Below are 18,051 nucleotides of genomic sequence, written 5' to 3' on the forward strand. Positions count from 1 at the left end.
ATGAGGTGAATGGGGTTGGATTTTTTTAGACAAATAGTAAAAAAAGATTTACTGAAGAGTTTAGTATTTTTGGGATGTATATGTGTATTTTTATATCTTATAAAAAGTATACTTAATTTGGTTTTGCTGATATTTCTATTTACGTATTTAATTAACAGTTTGGAAAATTTTGTGGTAAATAGACTTAAGAGATATGTACCTGTTAAAAAGGGAATAGTTACAATAATATTATATGTATTTATTTTTGCACTGATAATAGTAGTGTTATATAAATATGTACCTATAATAATATTGGAAAGCATAAGTAGTATAAAGCAGGCGGAAGATTTTTATGTAGAGATTAGTAAATATAATATGCCTAGTGGTTTAAGTAAACTTATACTGCCAATGATGGCCAAGATAGATATAAAGAATTATACTCAATCTGGAATTGACATGGTAGTTCATACTGCTGCCAGCATTGGGAAGTGGAGTGGATATTCATTTATAGCATTGCTGTTAAGTTTATTTTTTATACTGGAAAAACAAGAAGTAATTAATTTTTTAAAAAAATTTGAAAACAGTAAAATTAGTGGCGTATATAGATATTGTGTGTATTTTGGAAATAATTTTTTAAATTCCTTTGGTAAAGTAATAACAGCACAGGTGGTAATAGCTACAGTAAATACAATTATATCCGTAATTTTGCTTACTATAATGGGATTTCCACAATTATTGGCCTTAGGTTTTATGATTTTTTTACTGAGTTTAATTCCTGTAGCAGGAGTCATAATATCTCTTGTTCCCTTATGCTTAATTGCCTTTAAAATAGGGGGAATTGTAAAAGTGGTTTATGTTTTGATAATGGTAGCAATAATACATTTAGTTGAAAGTTATATATTGAATCCTAAACTTATGTCGGAAAAAACCAAACTCCCTATATTTTTTACCTTTGTGATACTTATTGTATCTGAACATTTCATGGGTATATGGGGATTACTTCTTGGTATACCTCTGTTTATGTTTGTAATTGAGATATTAGGAGTGAGCTTGTCGGAAAAATCTAAGTAAATCATAATAGTGGGAAAGGACGAAGGTCAAGGCAAAGTATAAAGTTCAAAGAACAAATATCAAATGTGGAAAAGCTTCGTCCTTTTCTCCCATTTTACACTTATTTTATGTAGACATAATTTTAACCACCTAGAGTGATATCCTGCTCACTATACCAATTTAATGCATCATTAAATTGATCCTTTGAAAAATCTGGCCACATGTCATTGACTACGTAAAAATCAGAGTAAACACTTTGAACTGGTAAAAAACCACTAAGTCTTCTTCGACCACCCCATCTAATTATTAAGTCAACTCTACTTATATCATGAGATCTTATAGTGTTATATATACTATTTCTAGAATGACCTTGATTATCTTTAAGATTCATTAGATCCCATTCCCATCCATAATTAACTAGAAAATTTACTTTCATGCCTCCTTTACCAAAATCTTTTCTTGTAGTAAAAGGAAGGAGTTCTTTGGGAAATATAGGAGAATCATAGTTTCCAATTACTAATAGAGAAGCATTTTCTTTTGATAACATTTCTACTGCTTTTACACAGGCTTTTATAAAAGCATTTTTTTGAATACTAGGTCGTTTAGTATTATCAACGGTAAATCCATAAAAAGTAAGTTCTTTTATTCCTATTTCTTTACAACATTTAAATAATTCAACTCCGGGAAGTAAGCCTTTATCGTAGCCCATTTCTTTTGTAAGACCATTTTTTACTGCCCATCTTCTGTTACCATCTGGAATAATACCAATGTGATTTGGAATTCTCATAAATTGCCTCCATTATAATAAATTATTAATTATTAACAATATATTGAAAGTACACTATAAAAATATTCTAATATTATACATATCATATTACAAGTCATATTAATTACTTAATAACAAAAAAATAGATGTACAAATCTGTACATCCTAAGTTTTAAAGACAGTTGGGTAAAATAAATTACAATAATATTATATTGTAAATGTTTTCATATTTCAATACAATTTACAAAAAAATAAGATATAATTATTACCCATGTGGATGAATATACAAAAATTCAATTAAAGGCTTTATTTTTAGCTATCCCTGAACAATAAAATTTTAATCAGAAATATCCTTCATGTTATTTATAGTGGAAATAATTAGATCAGATTCAGAATAGGTAATAGCCCCTATAGTTAATAATTCCTTAGCTAATAATTTCATTAAAACCCTATTTTTTTTACTTATAGTTATACTTGTATTTACAGTAGCCTCTTCCATAAAAAACCTCCATACATCAATTAGTTATTAAAATTATTTACTAATATTAATATTTTATACATTAATAGTTTTATATTATCAATTTGAAAGCACTAAATGATGGATTGATTTTTAAGAGTTTATAACATATAATAGTAAATAATAGAATAGCCAAGACAGTTCGAAATCCAATCCTGTCTATAAACAAAACTATGGAAAGCAATTCAAATAGATTATAGAAGTTTAACATGAGTTTATAGAGACAGAAAATGTCTCTTTTTTATTTGAATATATTTTTTACAGTTTAATTTTATAGAGCAGAATATATGCTCTATTTTTTTGAGGTGAATTATGAAAAAGATAGGAATAACTACTACAGTACCAATTGAAATATTGATTGCAGCTGGATATGAAGTAAAAGATTTAAATAATATTTTTATTACAGATGATAATTATGATAAATATATAGATTATGCAGAAAGAGATGGATTTCCTAAGAGTTCCTGTGCCTTTAAAAAAGGAGTCTATGGAGCAGCTCTTAAAGAAGGATTTAAAGAGATAATAGGGGTTACTGAGGGAGATTGTTCAAATACTAAAGCTTTAGAAGAGGTACTTAGGATGAAGGGGATAAAAGTGTATCCTTTTGCCTATCCTCAAAGTCATGATTTAAAGGATTTAAAAAAATCTTTAGATAATTTTATGAATATCTTTAATGTAAGTTTTGAACAGGTTGAGAAGGTAAGAAGAAGACTTATTGATATTAGAAAACTTATAAAGAAATTGGATAAGTTGACTTATATAGAAAATAAAGCAACTTCTGTGGAAAATCATATATATCAGGTAAGTGCTTCAGATTTTGATGGAGATTATGAAATTTTTCAAAAGAATTTAATTGATAAAATAAGAGAAATTGAAAATAGGAAGCCAATTAAAAAGAAACTGAGATTAGGATATATAGGTACTCCGCCTATGACATTAGATTTATATGATTATGTAGAAAAATTTGATGCACGGTTTGTATATAATGAAATTCAAAGAGAATTTTCTTTTCCAAGAGCTATAGATTGTCAGAATATATATGAACAGTATCACAACTATACTTATCCCTATGATATTAATTTTAGATTAAAAGAAATAAAAAAACAAATAAGTGAAAGAAAGATAGATGCAATTATACATTATACTCAGGCCTTTTGCTACAGACAAATAGAACATATAGTAATAAAAGATTGTATCAATATACCTGTACTTAATATTGAAGGGGATAAATTGAATGTTTTAGATGCAAGAACAAAATTGAGAATAGAGGCATTTTTAGATATGATAATTGATTTGAAGGAGATGAAAAGGTGAGAATATTAGGAATAGATCTGGGAAGCAGACAAGTGAAAATTGTACTAATGGTGGATAATAAAATAATAAAAAAGTTTATGGTAAGTACAATGTCTTTTTATAAAAACTATTGTACTTATAATGATAAATTAACTGCAGATTTAACTAAGTTAGATATTAGAGATGTAGATATAGCTGTATCTACAGGGTACGGAAGAAATAATACAGATATTAAATTTTTTAAACCTATAAGTGAAATTAAAGCTCATGCCTATGGAGCAATATATAGCACAAATATTAGAGATTTTATATTATTAGATGTAGGTGGTCAGGATGTAAAGCTCATAAAAATTGAAAAGGGAGTTATAACGGATTTAGAGCTCAATGATAAATGTGCGGCTTCCTGTGGAAGATATTTGGAGAATATGGCAAATGTATTAGAGGTTTCTATAGATGATATGTTTAAGTATTATGAAAATCCTGTAGAATTAAATTCAACCTGTGCAGTATTTTCAGAGTCAGAACTGATAGGTAAAATTGCTCAAGGTACTTCTTTAGATAGATTATGTGCAGGAGTAAATTATTCTCTATATAAAAGATTAAGACCACTTTTGACTAAATTTAGAGGAAAAACTCTTGTAATATCTGGAGGAGTGGCTAAAAATGAGGCTCTTAAAAGTTATCTGTCAGAGAACTATGAAAGAATAATAACCTTAAAGGATGCACAGTATAATGGAGCTTTAGGGTGCTGTTATTATGGAGAAAGATTTAAAGAGAAATTGGCATTATAAAATATAACAAATTTTAGAAAATTATTTGATGACATTAATGTAATATTAAGGTATAATATACTATAGCATCTAAGATGAATATAGAGGTGATTATATGGTAAATGATGATAAATTTGCATTAACTTTGTTGGTGCAGAATGCTAGAACTGTATTTTGTTATTTCAATATTTCTCCAGTAATAATAAAGATTTTCCAAGATAGATATGGGGAAGATTTTTGGAAAAATTCGAAACAGGTTTTAAAGGTATATGATTCAACTAATAATTCCTTAAAGGAGTTACAGACAATAAATTTAGATCCTTTAGCAAATAATTGGTTTATAAATTTAGATAGAAGTGGAATCGATGTATTTGTGAAACTGGGAAGAATACTGCCTGATGGGAAATTTATTCCAATTTTTGTATCTAACACTGTAACCACACCAAGAGATGATCAATCTAATAATTCTAATGTATACTATATTGATGTTTCTGAAAATTTTAATTTAGAAAATAATTTATCTTCAGAAGATAATATAAGCAATGCTGAAAACGATAAAAAAGAATCACCTTATTCATTTTTTGATGAAAAAAAAAATTAGTAATTACCCAAATATAATAATATGTTCCAATTCATCCCAAAATAATTTTATCAGGGAATATATAGAGAAGTGTTTAGCTGAATATTATAGCTTTTCAAGTTTTACCAATAAAGATAATCTTTTTAAGGAGGAATAAATGTGCAAAAGGGGTATAAGGGATATGTGTCTATAGTTCTGCACAGTCATATGCCTTTTATAAGGCATCCAGAGATTGCAGATTCACTTGAAGAAAGATGGTTATTTGAAGCTATGAGTGAGTGTTATATACCATTAATTCAGGTGTATGATGGATTAATCAGAGATAATATAAATTTTAAAATTACAATGTCTATAACTCCTCCGCTTATGTGTATGTTGCAGGATAAGTATCTTAATGAAAGATATATTGAATATTTAGACAAGTCTATAGAACTTACAGAAAAAGAATTAGTAAGAACAAAAGAGGATAAAGAATTAAATGAATTAGCTAAATTTTATAACGATAGATTCAATAATCTTCTTAAGACCTATAAGGAATATGATTGTAATTTAATGAATGCATTTAAAAAGTTTGACAAGCTAGGTTATCTAGAGGTGATAACTTGTTCTGCTACTCATGCATTACTTCCTTTAATTTCAATAAATCCAGAGGCTGTAAAAGCCCAGCTAGCTACAGGAGTTCAATCTTATATTGATACTATGGGACATAGCCCAAAGGGTATATGGCTGCCAGAATGTGCCTATACTTATTCATTAGATGCAATACTTAAAGAAGTTGATATAAAATATTTTATTGCAGAAAGTAAAGCTTTACTATATGCAGATCCTAAACCCTTATATGGCACAGCAGCTCCTATAGCTACTCCAAATGGTATATGTGCTTTTGGAAGAGATATGGATTCCTCTTATCAGGTTTGGAGTGATTTTATTGGATATCCGGGAGATGAAAATTACAGGGAATTTTATAGAGATATAGGATTTGAATTACCTATGGAGTATATTAAACCTTATATCAATCCAATGGGCATAAGATTGGATACAGGGATAAAGTATTATAGAATAACCGGTAAGACAGAAAATAAACAATATTATAATAGAAAAAGAGCTATTGAAAAGACAAAAGAGCATGCAGCGCATTTTGCCAGATGCAGGCAGGATCAAATTAGTGGATTAAGTGAACATATGGAAGTTCCACCTATGATAACATGTCCTTATGATACAGAATTATTTGGACATTGGTGGTTTGAAGGCCCTGATTTTATAGATGCATTTATAAGAGAAAGCTCTAAAGATGGTTATTGTTATGGATTTACTACTCCATCTGAATATTTAATAAATAATTCAAAAGTTCAATGTTGTAGTCCTAACCCATCAAGCTGGGGGGAAAATAGTGATTATTCAGTATGGATAAATGGTTCAAATCAATGGATATATAGGGATTTGCATAAATGTGAAGAAATAATGATAAGACTTGCAAATACTTATAAAACTCCAAATGATCTGCAAAGTAGAGCGCTAAATCAAGCTGCCAAGGAGCTTATGTTAGCTGAAGCTTCTGATTGGCCTTTTATTATAAAAAATAATACAACAGTAGAATATGCTGTTAAGAGAATAAATACTCACCTAGATAGATTCACTAAATTGTATGAAAATATAAGTAAAAATAGCATTGATATAAAGTTTTTGAGGGAAATAGAATCTTTAGATAATATATTTCCAAATATAAATTATAAAATTTATGAAACATAATAAAATAATAAAAACACTATCAAAACTGAGAAATTTAATAATTTGATAGTGTAATTTTTTATTGAGAAGAATTTCATTTAAGCTCAGATAAAGCCTATTTTCATATACACTTATATAAAAATACTAATTTTTATTTTTAGCTACTTCAATATTAACTCTTCTATTATTAAATTTTTTGCCATCAGTATTTTTAATTACTAATGATACTTTCTTTTCATTTACATCTACAAAAGAAAATTTATCCAATATATCAATACTTCCTATATAATTTGAATTGACAGTGGAAGTAGTATCTATAAATTCTAAAAGTGATTTTATATTTATTCCATCTCTACGACCTATAGACATAAATAATCTCACTGAATTTTCTTGATTAAATAAATCATCATTGTATTCTGTGGATATTTCTTTATCAAGTGCATTCTTCAATAGAGCTGCTGCAATTTGATTTAATGAATATTCTTTACCTAAGTTTTCTATAATTGGTTCGAATTTTTTGTATTCTTCTGTACTAAGAATATTTGAAACTTTACTTACAATATTTTTTGACTTAATGTTTATTATTTCCTGCATAGTAGGTATCTTTTGTTTAGTAATTTTGCTCTTTATATCTTTTTCTATCTGCTTTAGTTTTGTAAAATCTTTTCTAGTTATAAGGCTTATTGCTGTACCAGATCTATTAGCTCTTCCAGTTCTTCCGATTCTGTGAACATAGGATTCAGTATCCTGTGGAAGTTCATAGTTAATTACATGGGTTATATTCTCTACATCAATTCCCCTTGCAGCTACATCCGTTGCGGCAAGAAAGGTTAAATTGCCATTTTTAAATTTATTTAAAGTAGAAAGTCTATTCTTTTGTTTCATATCACCATGCATTCCCTCTATATTGTATCCTTTGGAACTCATGGTACTTACTAATTCATCAACACTTTTTTTTGTTCTGCAAAAGATAATAGCACTTTCCGGTTCTGATATATCTAAAATTCTGCATAGAGACTCAAGTCTTGTATTATTATGGACTTCATAATAATATTGATCTATTTTTGATACTGTTAAAGATTTTTTTAATATTTGAATATGTTTCACATCTTTTTTTAGATAGTTTTCAGATAGTTTTTTTATTGGTTTTGGCATAGTTGCAGAAAACAGCAAAGTTTGTCTTTCGCTATTAGTATTTTTTATGATTTCTTCAATATCATCAATAAATCCCATATTGAGCATTTCATCTGCTTCATCTAGTACTAAATAGTTAAGATTATTCAGTTTTAATGTTTTTCGTCTTATATGATCTAGAACCCTTCCAGGGGTACCAACTATTATGGAAACATCTTTTTTTATACTGGATATTTGTCTATCCATAGATTGACCTCCATAGACTGGTAATGAACGAACCTTGTCGTATTTAGAAAGTCTTCTTAATTCTTCATATATTTGAATTGCAAGTTCTCTTGTAGGAGTTAATATTAATGCTTGAATAAAGCGTTTTGAGGTGTCTATTTTACTAATAATAGGAGCACCGAAAGCACAGGTTTTTCCAGTACCTGTTTGTGCTTGACCGATAATATCAAAGCCTTCCATTATAACAGGAATACTTGCACTTTGTATTTCAGAAGGATTTTCAAATCCCATATCATCTATGGCTTTTAAAACCGTATCCTTCAATTCAAGTTCAGTAAATTTAATGTTTTTCATCCGTTATCCTCTTTCTTTAATTAATTTAACAACTCATGATATCACATAATAATAAAATTATCAAATTAAGTTTCAGATTATTTTATGTAAAGTTTTAAATTATTTTATTGAATTTAAGTTATTGGTATTCAAATCCAAACTATAAGTTTCACCAGTAGTTGCATTCACAAAATACCATCCCAAGGTATTACTGTGATTTTCTGCAGAAGAAGAGTTACTGACGCTGGTAAAGCTTTGGAATACGTAATACTTAGAATTATCCTTTTTCTGTAGATGATCATAATTTATGGTCACTTTAGAATTATTATCAATTTTGCTTTTTAATATACCCAAAGCTTTTTCTACAGATATAGTATTTCCGTTAGAATCACTGGAGGAAGTATCTAAAGCCTTAGAGGATTCTATATTAGAGGTTTTAGAAGAAGATGTACTGTCAGCTGCAGTATTGTCTTTATTATTTACATTTGGAGTACTATTAACTTCTGAAATACTATTTGTATTATTTTCAATTTTACTATCTGATGAATTATTTTCTTGCTGGATAGGTTGATTAGTATCAGCATTATTAGATTCATTAGCAGTATTGTTTACATCAGTCTGAGAATTTTTATTATCGGCAAGAGCTATTTCAGTTTCAATATTTTCACTTGTATTTTTATCATTAGCTGCATTTGTATTGTTCTGAGAAATACTTGAAGTTGAGTTTGAAGCATTATTTGTATTGGATTGATTTGCAGTATTTTTAATATTTTCCTCATTTGAATTATAAGAATAACTCTTTAGAGTTTTAAAAGAGAATTTAGATATAGTAAAAATTGATACTATACATAATACTATTAATATTGCAATAAAAGGAAAAATTTTTTTTGATTTTTTTTTATGTCTTTTTATTCGATTCATATATATCCCTCCATAAAAGTTTATAATAATCTACATTAAGCTTATATTAAAAATTATACTACTAATTTTACTATATTTTTATAAAAAATCGTAAAAATTTTGTAATATTAAAAATATGTTCAGATGTATGTAAATAATATGAAATATGATATAATTAATTTTCAGCTGAATAAGATTCATTAATTGATAGGATTAAGGAGAATTTATGGATAAAGATATTATTGATTATAAAGAAACAAAATTTATTAATGGACTAAGAATTATAACTATAAAAAAATCTACTAATTTGTTTTCCATTCATGCTGGGATAAAAATAGGTTCTATATATGAGGAAAAAAATAAGAAGGGAATATCTCATTTTGTTGAACATATGCTTTTTAAGGGCACTAAAAGCAGAAGTAATGAGGAACTGAATAATGAACTTGAAAGTATAGGCGGGGAATATAATGCCTATACTGATTATAATTGTACAGTCGTACATGTATCCGGATTAATAGAAGAAATGAAAAAAGCATTGAGTTTAATAGAAGATATGCTTGTTAATTGCAATTTTCCTGAAAAAGAAATTGAAAGGGAGAAAAAAGTGATACTAGCAGAAATAAAGACAAGTGTAGATGATGTAGAAGATTACAGTTTTAAAAAAGCCCATGAGATTGCATATAAAAACAGTCCTATAAAATATGAAACTATTGGAAACGAAAACACAGTGAAAAATTTTTCAAGAAAAGATATCTGTGGTTTTTATAATAAATATTATGTGCCTAATAATTGTTATATTTCTATAGTATCTTCTATGGAACATGATGATATAATTAATATGGTTAAAGAATATTTTGAAAGATGGACAGGTAGGAACTTTAAATTAAGAGATATAATTATTGAAAATAATATTCCCATTAAAAAAACAACTTTTAAAAAAAATATAGAGCAGAGCAGTATTATATATATATTTACATTTCATAATTTGGATAAGAGGCTAGAGTTAGCTCTTAAAATACTTAACAATAAATTTGGTGAAAGTGCAAATTCAATTCTCTTTAGAGAGTTAAGAGAAAAACGAGGATTAGCTTATGATGTTTATTCCGAATTAGATACTAGTAGTTTTGTTAAAAGTTTATATATATATACTGCAGTAGGAAAAGAAAATATAGAAAAAACTATAAATTGTATAGATAATTGTATAGAAAAGATTAAAAATGAAGAGATTTTATTTGATATTGAATCTATAAATTTGATGAAAAAAATATTAAAAACAGCTATTATTCTAACTTTAGAGGATACTTCTGAATTGTGCAATTATGCACTGCATCAGATGATAGAAAATGAAGATATATATAGTTTTTTATCAGATATGAATAATTTAAAAAATATAAAAAAAGAAGAGATATATGAAGCTGCTAGAGAGGTTTTAAAAGATCCTACCATTCACATATTATTGCCAAAAGAGAGTGATATATTTGAATAAAATAACAAAAATAGAAGTGCAGAAGAAAAGAAAAGATAGAGTTAATATATATGTAAATAATGAATATAGATTTTCCTGCAGCAGTGAATTAGTTTTTTTACATTCTTTAAAAAGTGGGATGAGTATAGATGTTGATTATATAGAGAAAATAGTAGAGGAAGAAAATTATATAAAATGCAAGAATGATGCCCTTAAAGCTATAGAAAAAAGCTATAAAACTGAAAGAGAAATATCTGTAAAACTTCTCCAAAAAGATCATAGTGAAAAAAATATAAACAGAGCTATAAAATTTTTAAAGCAGTACAATTTTATTGATGATTGTAAATATGCAGATTTGTATATAAAGGAAAAGATTAAGAAACAGGGAAAAAAGAAAATAAAATATGAATTATTGAAAAAAGGTATTGAAGAAAATATTATAGATGATAAGCTTAATAATGTTAGTTATGAGTACGAAGTGTCTATTATAAATGAATTAGCTAGAAAGAAGTATAATATATTTATGAAAAGTGAGAACAATTCTTTTAAGATATATAGTAAATTATTTAATTACCTTTCTAGATTGGGATATAGCAGTAATATAATAAAAGATACTTTGAAAAAAATTATTGGAGATATAACTGAAGATAATAATTTTATAGGAAATATGAAGATAACTCATGAGAAAAATTATGAAGAACTTCATAGGATTGCAGAGAAAAAATATAATTTAGTGATAAAGAATGAGAGTAATTCTATGAAGGTATACGCTAAGCTCTGGAGATTTTTAATATCCAAAGGTTATAGTAGTGAAGATGTAAAACAAGAGTTAAAAAACTTAATGGAATAGATAGAGTGTAGTATATTATAGGATGAAGAAATAGAATACAATAAGATTTTTAAATATATTTTAGAGGTGATTTTGTGAAGATCAATCCTGTAACTTTAATTATAATAATTAGCTTTTTTTATCCAATATTAAAAGGGCTTTTAGTTGGGTTTTCATCTTATAGTGCTAAAAGGGATTTAGAAAATGTTATTGGAAGTGTATCATTTATACTTGCTATATATGTGGGTATTAAATATATAAGAAATATATTTATAGGAAATGAAAATAGTATATTTAATAAGATAATTAGCCATTTACCAGATAATATGGCCTATTATTTTCAAAGTAAACCTATAGTAATATATCTAATTGTTATTCCTTTAGCAGTATATATAATCTATAAGATTATATATACAATATTATTATTTATAAGCAATATTACTCTATATCATTTAATTGATGGAATTGAGAAGCTAGTTAAAAATAAAAATTATGTGTTTAGAAAAATAATGGGGGCAGTAGTTCAGATACCTAGAGCGGTATGCTATATTCTAGTGGTGCTATTGGCACTGAATTTTGCATCGATATTTACTACTAACAGTGATTTTAATAGGTATCTGAGTAATTCAAATATCTACAGGTATTTATGTCAGCAATTTGTAATACCTGTTACTAATTCTAGTGTTGCCAAAAAACTTCCGCAAATAATTGATGATTCTGTAAGTATTGTAGTTAAACAAAATAATTTAGAAAAACTTCCTAATGGAAAAATAAATGATACTTCACCTGGCAGAACTATTGTATATTATAATGGAGTTACTTTAGATGAAGGTATAAAATCAAATCAGCAGATAAATAATTTTGCAAAAAATTTAACTGCTGGTGAAACAGATACTATAAGTAAATCAAAGAAATTATACGATTGGATAGGTAGAAATATAGATTATGATTATAATAAAGCCAATTTAGTCTTAAATAATAATTTTAATGTACAGTCAGGTGCTATACCAACTTTTGAATCCAGAAAGGGGATTTGTTTTGACTATGCCTGCTTATATGTGGCTATGGCTAGAGCAAATAATATTAAAGTAAGACTTGTTACAGGTGATGGATTTAATGGAGTAAGCTGGGTAAGTCATGCTTGGAATATGGTTTATATACCTGAAACAGGCAAATGGATTAATGTAGATACTACCTTTTCTAAGGGAGGAAACTACTTTAATAGTAGAATTTTTGATTTAGATCATAAAAATGCAAAGATCATTGGTGAATGGTAAAAAAAGAAAGATTTCCGCTATGCGGCAATCTTTCTTTTTTTCATATTGTATCTTTTTTATAGGATTTTATGATCATATTAATAGCTTTCTCACAATCTTTATCATCATTATTTAATGACCAGGCTTTATTAAAATAGATTAAAGCCTTTCTTTTATCTTTCAGCATAGTATAGCAGTAAGCTAAATTAAAAAAATATCTACTATCATGTTTTAGAATTAAAGCTTTTTTTAATAGAGGTATTGCTTTTTTATAGGATTTAAGTTTTATTAAGCAAACAGCCCAATTATAGAAAGAAGCGGCTTCATTTTGTTTAACTTCCACAGATTTTTGATATAGACTTAGTGCATTTATGTAATCTTTTCTATTATAGAAATTATTTGCTTCTTTAAAGTAGTTCATGTTTAACTCCTCCTCATCTAATCCGTTTGAAGCAAGTTCTTAATTCAGGTTAAAATATCTACTTAAATTTATATCCATAATATACAAGAAATATTCTCTATAATTTATTTTTTAACTTAATTATCAAAAAAATCTAATAATTAACATATAAATATGATTATATAGATAATATAAATCTATTAGATTTTCAAAGCAAAATCTGATATACTATAAATAAAGTTACAATATATTGTAGTTATTATTTAATAAAAACCAATATATTGTGGATGAAAGTATATTATATGGATTCCTTGCTATAATTTATAGTAATTAAAATTTATTTAATATTAAAGATTTTATGCTATAATAATCATTAGTCTTAACAATTATCTGTTATATGTGTATTGATAATTAGTACTTGCTTTAGATGATTTAATTGTTAATAGGCCCAATAGAGGGGTAATACTATACTATGAAATGGGAAGGTAATTATGAAAGAAATATTGCATTTAGGTTTAGATGTAGGTTCTACTACAGTTAAATTAGTTGTTTTAAATAATAATGGTAAAATACTTTATAGTAAATATGAAAGGCATTTTTCAGATATAAAAAACACTATAGTAAAACTTTTGGATGAAGCCTATAGCATATATAAAGATGTTGAAATTACAATTATGGTAACAGGATCAGGTGGCTTGTCAGTATCAAAATGGCTTGATATAACATTTATACAGGAAGTAATTTCATGTACAAATGCCATAGAAAAGTTAATTCCTGAGACAGATGTAGCTATAGAGCTTGGAGGAGAAGATGCCAAGATAACATATTTTGTCGGAAGTATAGATCAAAGAATGAATGGAACCTGCGCAGGGGGAACAGGAGCTTTTATTGACCAAATGGCTACATTATTAAAAACTGATGCTAAAGGTTTAAATGAATTGGCTTCTAAATATAAAAATATATATCCTATAGCAGCACGATGCGGAGTGTTTGCAAAAACTGATGTGCAGCCATTGCTTAATGAAGGTGCTGCTAAAGAGGATATTGCAGCATCTATATTTCAGGCTGTGGTAAATCAGACTATAGGTGGTCTTGCTTGCGGAAAACCAATTAAAGGTAATATTGCTTTCCTGGGAGGGCCTTTGTACTTTCTTTCAGAGCTTAGAAAAAGATTTATTGAAACTTTAAAGCTTAGAGAAGATGAAATAATATTTCCTGAAAATTCACAGCTTTTTGTAGCTTTAGGTGCAGCTTTAGCTTCAGAAAAAGAAAAAACTTTAAAATTTAATATTCTTAAAGACAAACTGTCTGTATTAAAGGATGATTCAGTAAATGAAATTGACAGATTAAGACCTTTATTTTTAGATGATAGAGAACTTAATGAATTTAGGAAAAGACATGAGGGACACAATATAAAGAGAAGAGAGTTAAGTAACTATAGCGGAAATTGTTTCTTGGGAATTGATGCAGGATCAACTACTACAAAAGCAGCTCTTATTTCAGAAAAGGGTGAACTTTTATATTCTTTTTATGGAAGCAATGAAGGGAGCCCCCTTAAGCTTACTGTAAAAATATTAAAAGATATATATTCAAAGATGCCTGAATCTGCCAAAATAGTTAATTCCGCTGTTACAGGTTATGGTGAAGGATTAATAAAGGCAGCTTTACAGGTGGATATTGGTGAGGTTGAAACAGTTGCCCACTATAAAGCTTCTGAATTTTTCTTACCCGGGGTAGATTTTATACTGGATATAGGTGGACAGGATATGAAATGTCTTAGGGTAAAGGATGGGGTAATAAACAGTATATTACTTAATGAAGCTTGTTCATCTGGCTGTGGATCTTTTATTGAAACCTTTGCAAAATCTCTCAATATGGATGTTAAAGATTTTGCAGCAGCAGCCCTTAAGGCTGAAAATCCCGTAGACCTTGGATCAAGGTGTACAGTATTTATGAATTCTAAGGTTAAACAATCACAAAAAGAAGGGGCAAAAGTAGGAGATATTTCAGCAGGACTTTCCTATTCAGTGATAAAAAATGCTCTTTTAAAAGTTATTAAGATAAGAAATCCTAAAGATTTAGGAGAAAAGATAATTGTACAAGGTGGTACTTTTTATAATGATGCAGTGCTTAGAAGTTTTGAACTTATATCTGAGAGAGAGGCTGTAAGACCAGATATTGCTGGACTTATGGGGGCTTTTGGATGTGCCATCATTGCAAAAGAAAGATATGAAGAAGATTATATTTCTACTTTGCTAAGCTTAGACAAAATCGATAATTTTAATAGTGATGTAGACATGAGAAGATGCGGACTTTGTGGAAATAACTGCATGTTAACTATAAATAAATTTTCAGATGGAAGACAGTATATAACTGGTAACAGATGTGAAAGAGGTGCCGGCCACGCTGAAAAGAGGACAGATATACCTGATTTATATGATTATAAATATAGGAAAACCTTTGGTTATAAATCTCTGACTAAAGAAGAAGCTAAAAGAGGAGTAGTTGGTATTCCAAGGGTATTAAATATCTATGAGAATTATCCGTTTTGGCATACTTTTTTCACTAATTTGGGATTTAGAGTAGAATTATCACCACGATCATCAAAGAATATCTACGAAATGGGTATAGATACTATACCATCAGAATCAGTTTGCTATCCAGCTAAGCTTACACATGGACATATAATCAGCCTTATAAATAAGGGAATAAAATTTATATTTTATCCATGTCTTCCTTATGAGCAGAAGGAGCAGCCAGAAGCTGATAATCATTATAATTGCCCTATAGTTACTTCTTATGCAGAAGTACTTAAAAACAATATAGATATACTTAGAGGTGGAGATATATTATTTAAAAATCCATTTTTACCTTTTGATAATATGAATAGATTAAAAAAGAGACTTTATGAAGAATTGATAGAATTTAATATATCAAAAATTGAAATAAATAAAGCTGTGGATGCAGCTAATAGTGAATTCTTAAAATATAAAGAGGACATAAAAAATAAGGGTAATGAAGTGCTTCAATATTTACAGGACACAGGGATAAAGGGTGTAGTTCTAGGGGGAAGACCTTATCATATAGATCCTGAAATTAACCATGGTATTCCAAATCTTATAACAAGTTATGGTATGGCAGTACTTACAGAGGATGCTATAGCACATCTTGGAAAAGTGGAGAGACCTTTAAGAGTAGTTGATCAATGGGTATATCATTCTAGACTATATGCTTCTGCAAGTTTTGTGGCAAAGCAGAGCAATCTTGAATTAATTCAGCTTAATTCCTTTGGATGCGGTCTTGATGCAGTAACTACAGATCAAGTGGAAGAAATATTGGAAGAATACAAAAAAATATATACAACTATAAAAATAGATGAGGGAAATAATTTAGGTGCAGTGAGGATAAGAATTCGTTCTTTAAAAGCTGCAATGGAGGAAAGAAGTAAAAATGGAATAAATCCAGAATGTATTGGAGAGGTTCAGAAAAAAGTCTTATTTACAGAAGAAATGAAGGATACTCATACAATACTTTGTCCTCAAATGTCACCTATCCATTTTCAATTTTTAGAAGCTGCAATGAATGCATCAGGATATAATATGGTTATGTTGTCTGATGGAGATAAAAAAGTAGTAGATGAAGGATTAAAATATGTTAATAATGATGCCTGCTATCCATCTATAATTGTGGTTGGACAGATAATAGCAGCATTGAAATCTGGAAAATATGATTTAAGTAAAACTTCTGCACTAATTTCACAAACAGGTGGAGGCTGCAGAGCTACAAATTATATTGGATTTATTAGAAAGGCACTTAAAGATGCAGGATATGCAAACATACCAGTTATAGCTGTAAGTGCACAGGGACTTGAATCTAATCCTGGATTTAAGTATTCTCTATCCATGTTAAATAAATGTGCCATAGCTCTTGTATATGGAGATTTACTCATGAGGGTATTATATAGAGTAAGACCTTATGAAAAAATCAAAGGTTCTGCAAATGAGCTATATAATAAATGGGTGAAAAAATGCAAGGAATCAACTAGATCTGGAAATCATAGAATATTTAAAAACAATATAAGAAATATAGTTAAAGATTTTGATAACTTAGAAATAGAGGATGTTAGAAAGCCTAAGGTTGGACTTGTAGGAGAAATACTTGTTAAATTTTTACCTGGTGCAAATAATAATATAGTTGATATTGTTGAGGGTGAAGGTGGAGAAGCTGTAATGCCGGATTTGATAGATTTTTTATTATATTGTGCTTATGATGAGAACTATAAATACAGGTATTTATCAGGTACAAGAAAAGCCAAGCTTATAGGAAATGTAGTAATAAATGCTATTGAATTTTATAGAAAAGAGATGAAAAAAGTCTTAAGAAATAGTAAAAGATTTGAGCCGCCAAAGTCTATAAGTGAACTTGCCGCAGGTGTTAATGGTATTGTATCTATTGGTAACCAAACTGGAGAAGGTTGGTTTTTAACAGCTGAAATGGTAGAGCTTATAGAAAGTGGTACAGAAAATATTGTGTGTATGCAGCCTTTTGCCTGCCTTCCAAATCATGTAACAGGAAAGGGCATGATTAAAGAACTTAAAAAGAGATATGCTTATGCCAATATAGCGGCTATTGATTATGATCCTGGTGCCAGTGAAGTAAATCAGTTAAATAGAATTAAATTGATGTTGTCTACAGCTTTTAAAAATATGGAGAAAAAGTATGAGTTTGATAAGATGACAGAAATAGTAGAGATAAAAAAACATCATTCTGAGAATAGACCTATTAAGGCTTAATAAATATGGACCATAAGAGAATATATTCTCTTA

Annotated in this window: 14 protein-coding genes; 9 read left to right on the forward strand and 5 right to left on the reverse strand. The window is 28.1% G+C overall.

The window, feature by feature from the left end:
• The first annotated feature begins 15 nt into the window (after positions 1–15).
• The gene (locus CLPA_RS07890) at positions 16–1,050 is read left to right on the forward strand and encodes an AI-2E family transporter (protein WP_003443493.1); all 1,035 of its coding nucleotides are present in this window, start codon (positions 16–18) and stop codon (positions 1,048–1,050) included.
• 121 nt (positions 1,051–1,171) lie between these two features.
• Here CLPA_RS07890 and CLPA_RS07895 read toward each other — a convergent pair whose 3' ends face one another.
• Together CLPA_RS07895 and CLPA_RS21135 are read right to left on the reverse strand one after the other, a co-directional pair.
• The gene (locus CLPA_RS07895; protein ID WP_003443495.1) at positions 1,172–1,816 is read right to left on the reverse strand and encodes an undecaprenyl diphosphate synthase family protein; all 645 of its coding nucleotides are present in this window, start codon (positions 1,814–1,816) and stop codon (positions 1,172–1,174) included.
• Positions 1,817–2,132: 316 nt separating this feature from the next.
• Positions 2,133–2,294, reverse strand: a complete 162-nt coding sequence (locus CLPA_RS21135; RefSeq protein ID WP_155760364.1) for a hypothetical protein — start codon at positions 2,292–2,294, stop codon at positions 2,133–2,135.
• Positions 2,295–2,624: 330 nt separating this feature from the next.
• On the opposite strand from CLPA_RS21135, the gene CLPA_RS07900 reads away from it, so the two are divergent.
• The 4 genes from CLPA_RS07900 to CLPA_RS07915 all read left to right on the forward strand — a co-directional run bounded on the left by CLPA_RS07900 (position 2,625) and on the right by CLPA_RS07915 (position 6,704).
• On the forward strand, positions 2,625–3,626 hold the full coding sequence (locus CLPA_RS07900) for a 2-hydroxyacyl-CoA dehydratase family protein (protein WP_003443497.1): 1,002 nt from the start codon (positions 2,625–2,627) through the stop codon (positions 3,624–3,626).
• A complete protein-coding gene (locus tag CLPA_RS07905; protein WP_003443499.1) occupies positions 3,623–4,396 on the forward strand; it encodes an acyl-CoA dehydratase activase in 774 nt (257 codons plus the stop codon). The genes CLPA_RS07900 and CLPA_RS07905 overlap by 4 nt, the downstream gene beginning before the upstream one ends.
• Before the next feature lie 94 nt (positions 4,397–4,490).
• Complete coding sequence (locus CLPA_RS07910) at positions 4,491–4,976, forward strand: DUF4912 domain-containing protein (RefSeq protein WP_003443501.1); 486 nt, start codon at positions 4,491–4,493, stop codon at positions 4,974–4,976.
• A 138-nt stretch (positions 4,977–5,114) separates the two neighbouring features.
• The gene (locus tag CLPA_RS07915; protein WP_003443503.1) at positions 5,115–6,704 is read left to right on the forward strand and encodes a glycoside hydrolase family 57 protein; all 1,590 of its coding nucleotides are present in this window, start codon (positions 5,115–5,117) and stop codon (positions 6,702–6,704) included.
• Between the two features lie 123 nt (positions 6,705–6,827).
• On the opposite strand, the gene CLPA_RS07920 is transcribed toward CLPA_RS07915, so the two are convergent.
• Both CLPA_RS07920 and CLPA_RS07925 read right to left on the reverse strand, forming a co-directional pair.
• Entirely contained in the window at positions 6,828–8,396 is a 1,569-nt protein-coding gene (locus CLPA_RS07920) for a DEAD/DEAH box helicase (RefSeq protein ID WP_003443505.1), read from the reverse strand.
• Positions 8,397–8,495: 99 nt separating this feature from the next.
• The gene (locus CLPA_RS07925; RefSeq protein WP_003443507.1) at positions 8,496–9,296 is read right to left on the reverse strand and encodes a hypothetical protein; all 801 of its coding nucleotides are present in this window, start codon (positions 9,294–9,296) and stop codon (positions 8,496–8,498) included.
• A gap of 205 nt (positions 9,297–9,501) precedes the next feature.
• Between CLPA_RS07925 and CLPA_RS07930 the strand changes: the two genes are divergently transcribed.
• The 3 genes from CLPA_RS07930 (at position 9,502) to CLPA_RS07940 (ending at position 12,846) form a co-directional block, all read left to right on the forward strand.
• On the forward strand, positions 9,502–10,761 hold the full coding sequence (locus CLPA_RS07930; RefSeq protein ID WP_003443509.1) for a M16 family metallopeptidase: 1,260 nt from the start codon (positions 9,502–9,504) through the stop codon (positions 10,759–10,761).
• Positions 10,745–11,590 (forward strand): recombination regulator RecX, encoded by an 846-nt coding sequence (gene recX, locus CLPA_RS07935; RefSeq protein WP_418219440.1) that lies wholly within the window; start codon positions 10,745–10,747, stop codon positions 11,588–11,590. The genes CLPA_RS07930 and recX overlap by 17 nt, the downstream gene beginning before the upstream one ends.
• A 74-nt stretch (positions 11,591–11,664) precedes the next feature.
• Positions 11,665–12,846 (forward strand): transglutaminase-like domain-containing protein, encoded by a 1,182-nt coding sequence (locus CLPA_RS07940; RefSeq protein ID WP_003443520.1) that lies wholly within the window; start codon positions 11,665–11,667, stop codon positions 12,844–12,846.
• 40 nt (positions 12,847–12,886) lie between these two features.
• On the opposite strand, the gene CLPA_RS07945 is transcribed toward CLPA_RS07940, so the two are convergent.
• Complete coding sequence (locus CLPA_RS07945) at positions 12,887–13,246, reverse strand: tetratricopeptide repeat protein (RefSeq protein WP_003443523.1); 360 nt, start codon at positions 13,244–13,246, stop codon at positions 12,887–12,889.
• Between the two features lie 470 nt (positions 13,247–13,716).
• On the opposite strand from CLPA_RS07945, the gene CLPA_RS07950 reads away from it, so the two are divergent.
• Positions 13,717–18,018 carry a 2-hydroxyacyl-CoA dehydratase gene (locus CLPA_RS07950; protein WP_003443526.1) on the forward strand — a complete coding sequence of 1,434 codons (4,302 nt, stop codon included), beginning with the start codon at positions 13,717–13,719 and terminating at the stop codon, positions 18,016–18,018.
• Positions 18,019–18,051: the final 33 nt, after the last annotated feature.

This window comes from Clostridium pasteurianum DSM 525 = ATCC 6013 (genome assembly GCF_000807255.1).
In the GTDB taxonomy this organism is placed as follows: domain Bacteria; phylum Bacillota; class Clostridia; order Clostridiales; family Clostridiaceae; genus Clostridium_I; species Clostridium_I pasteurianum.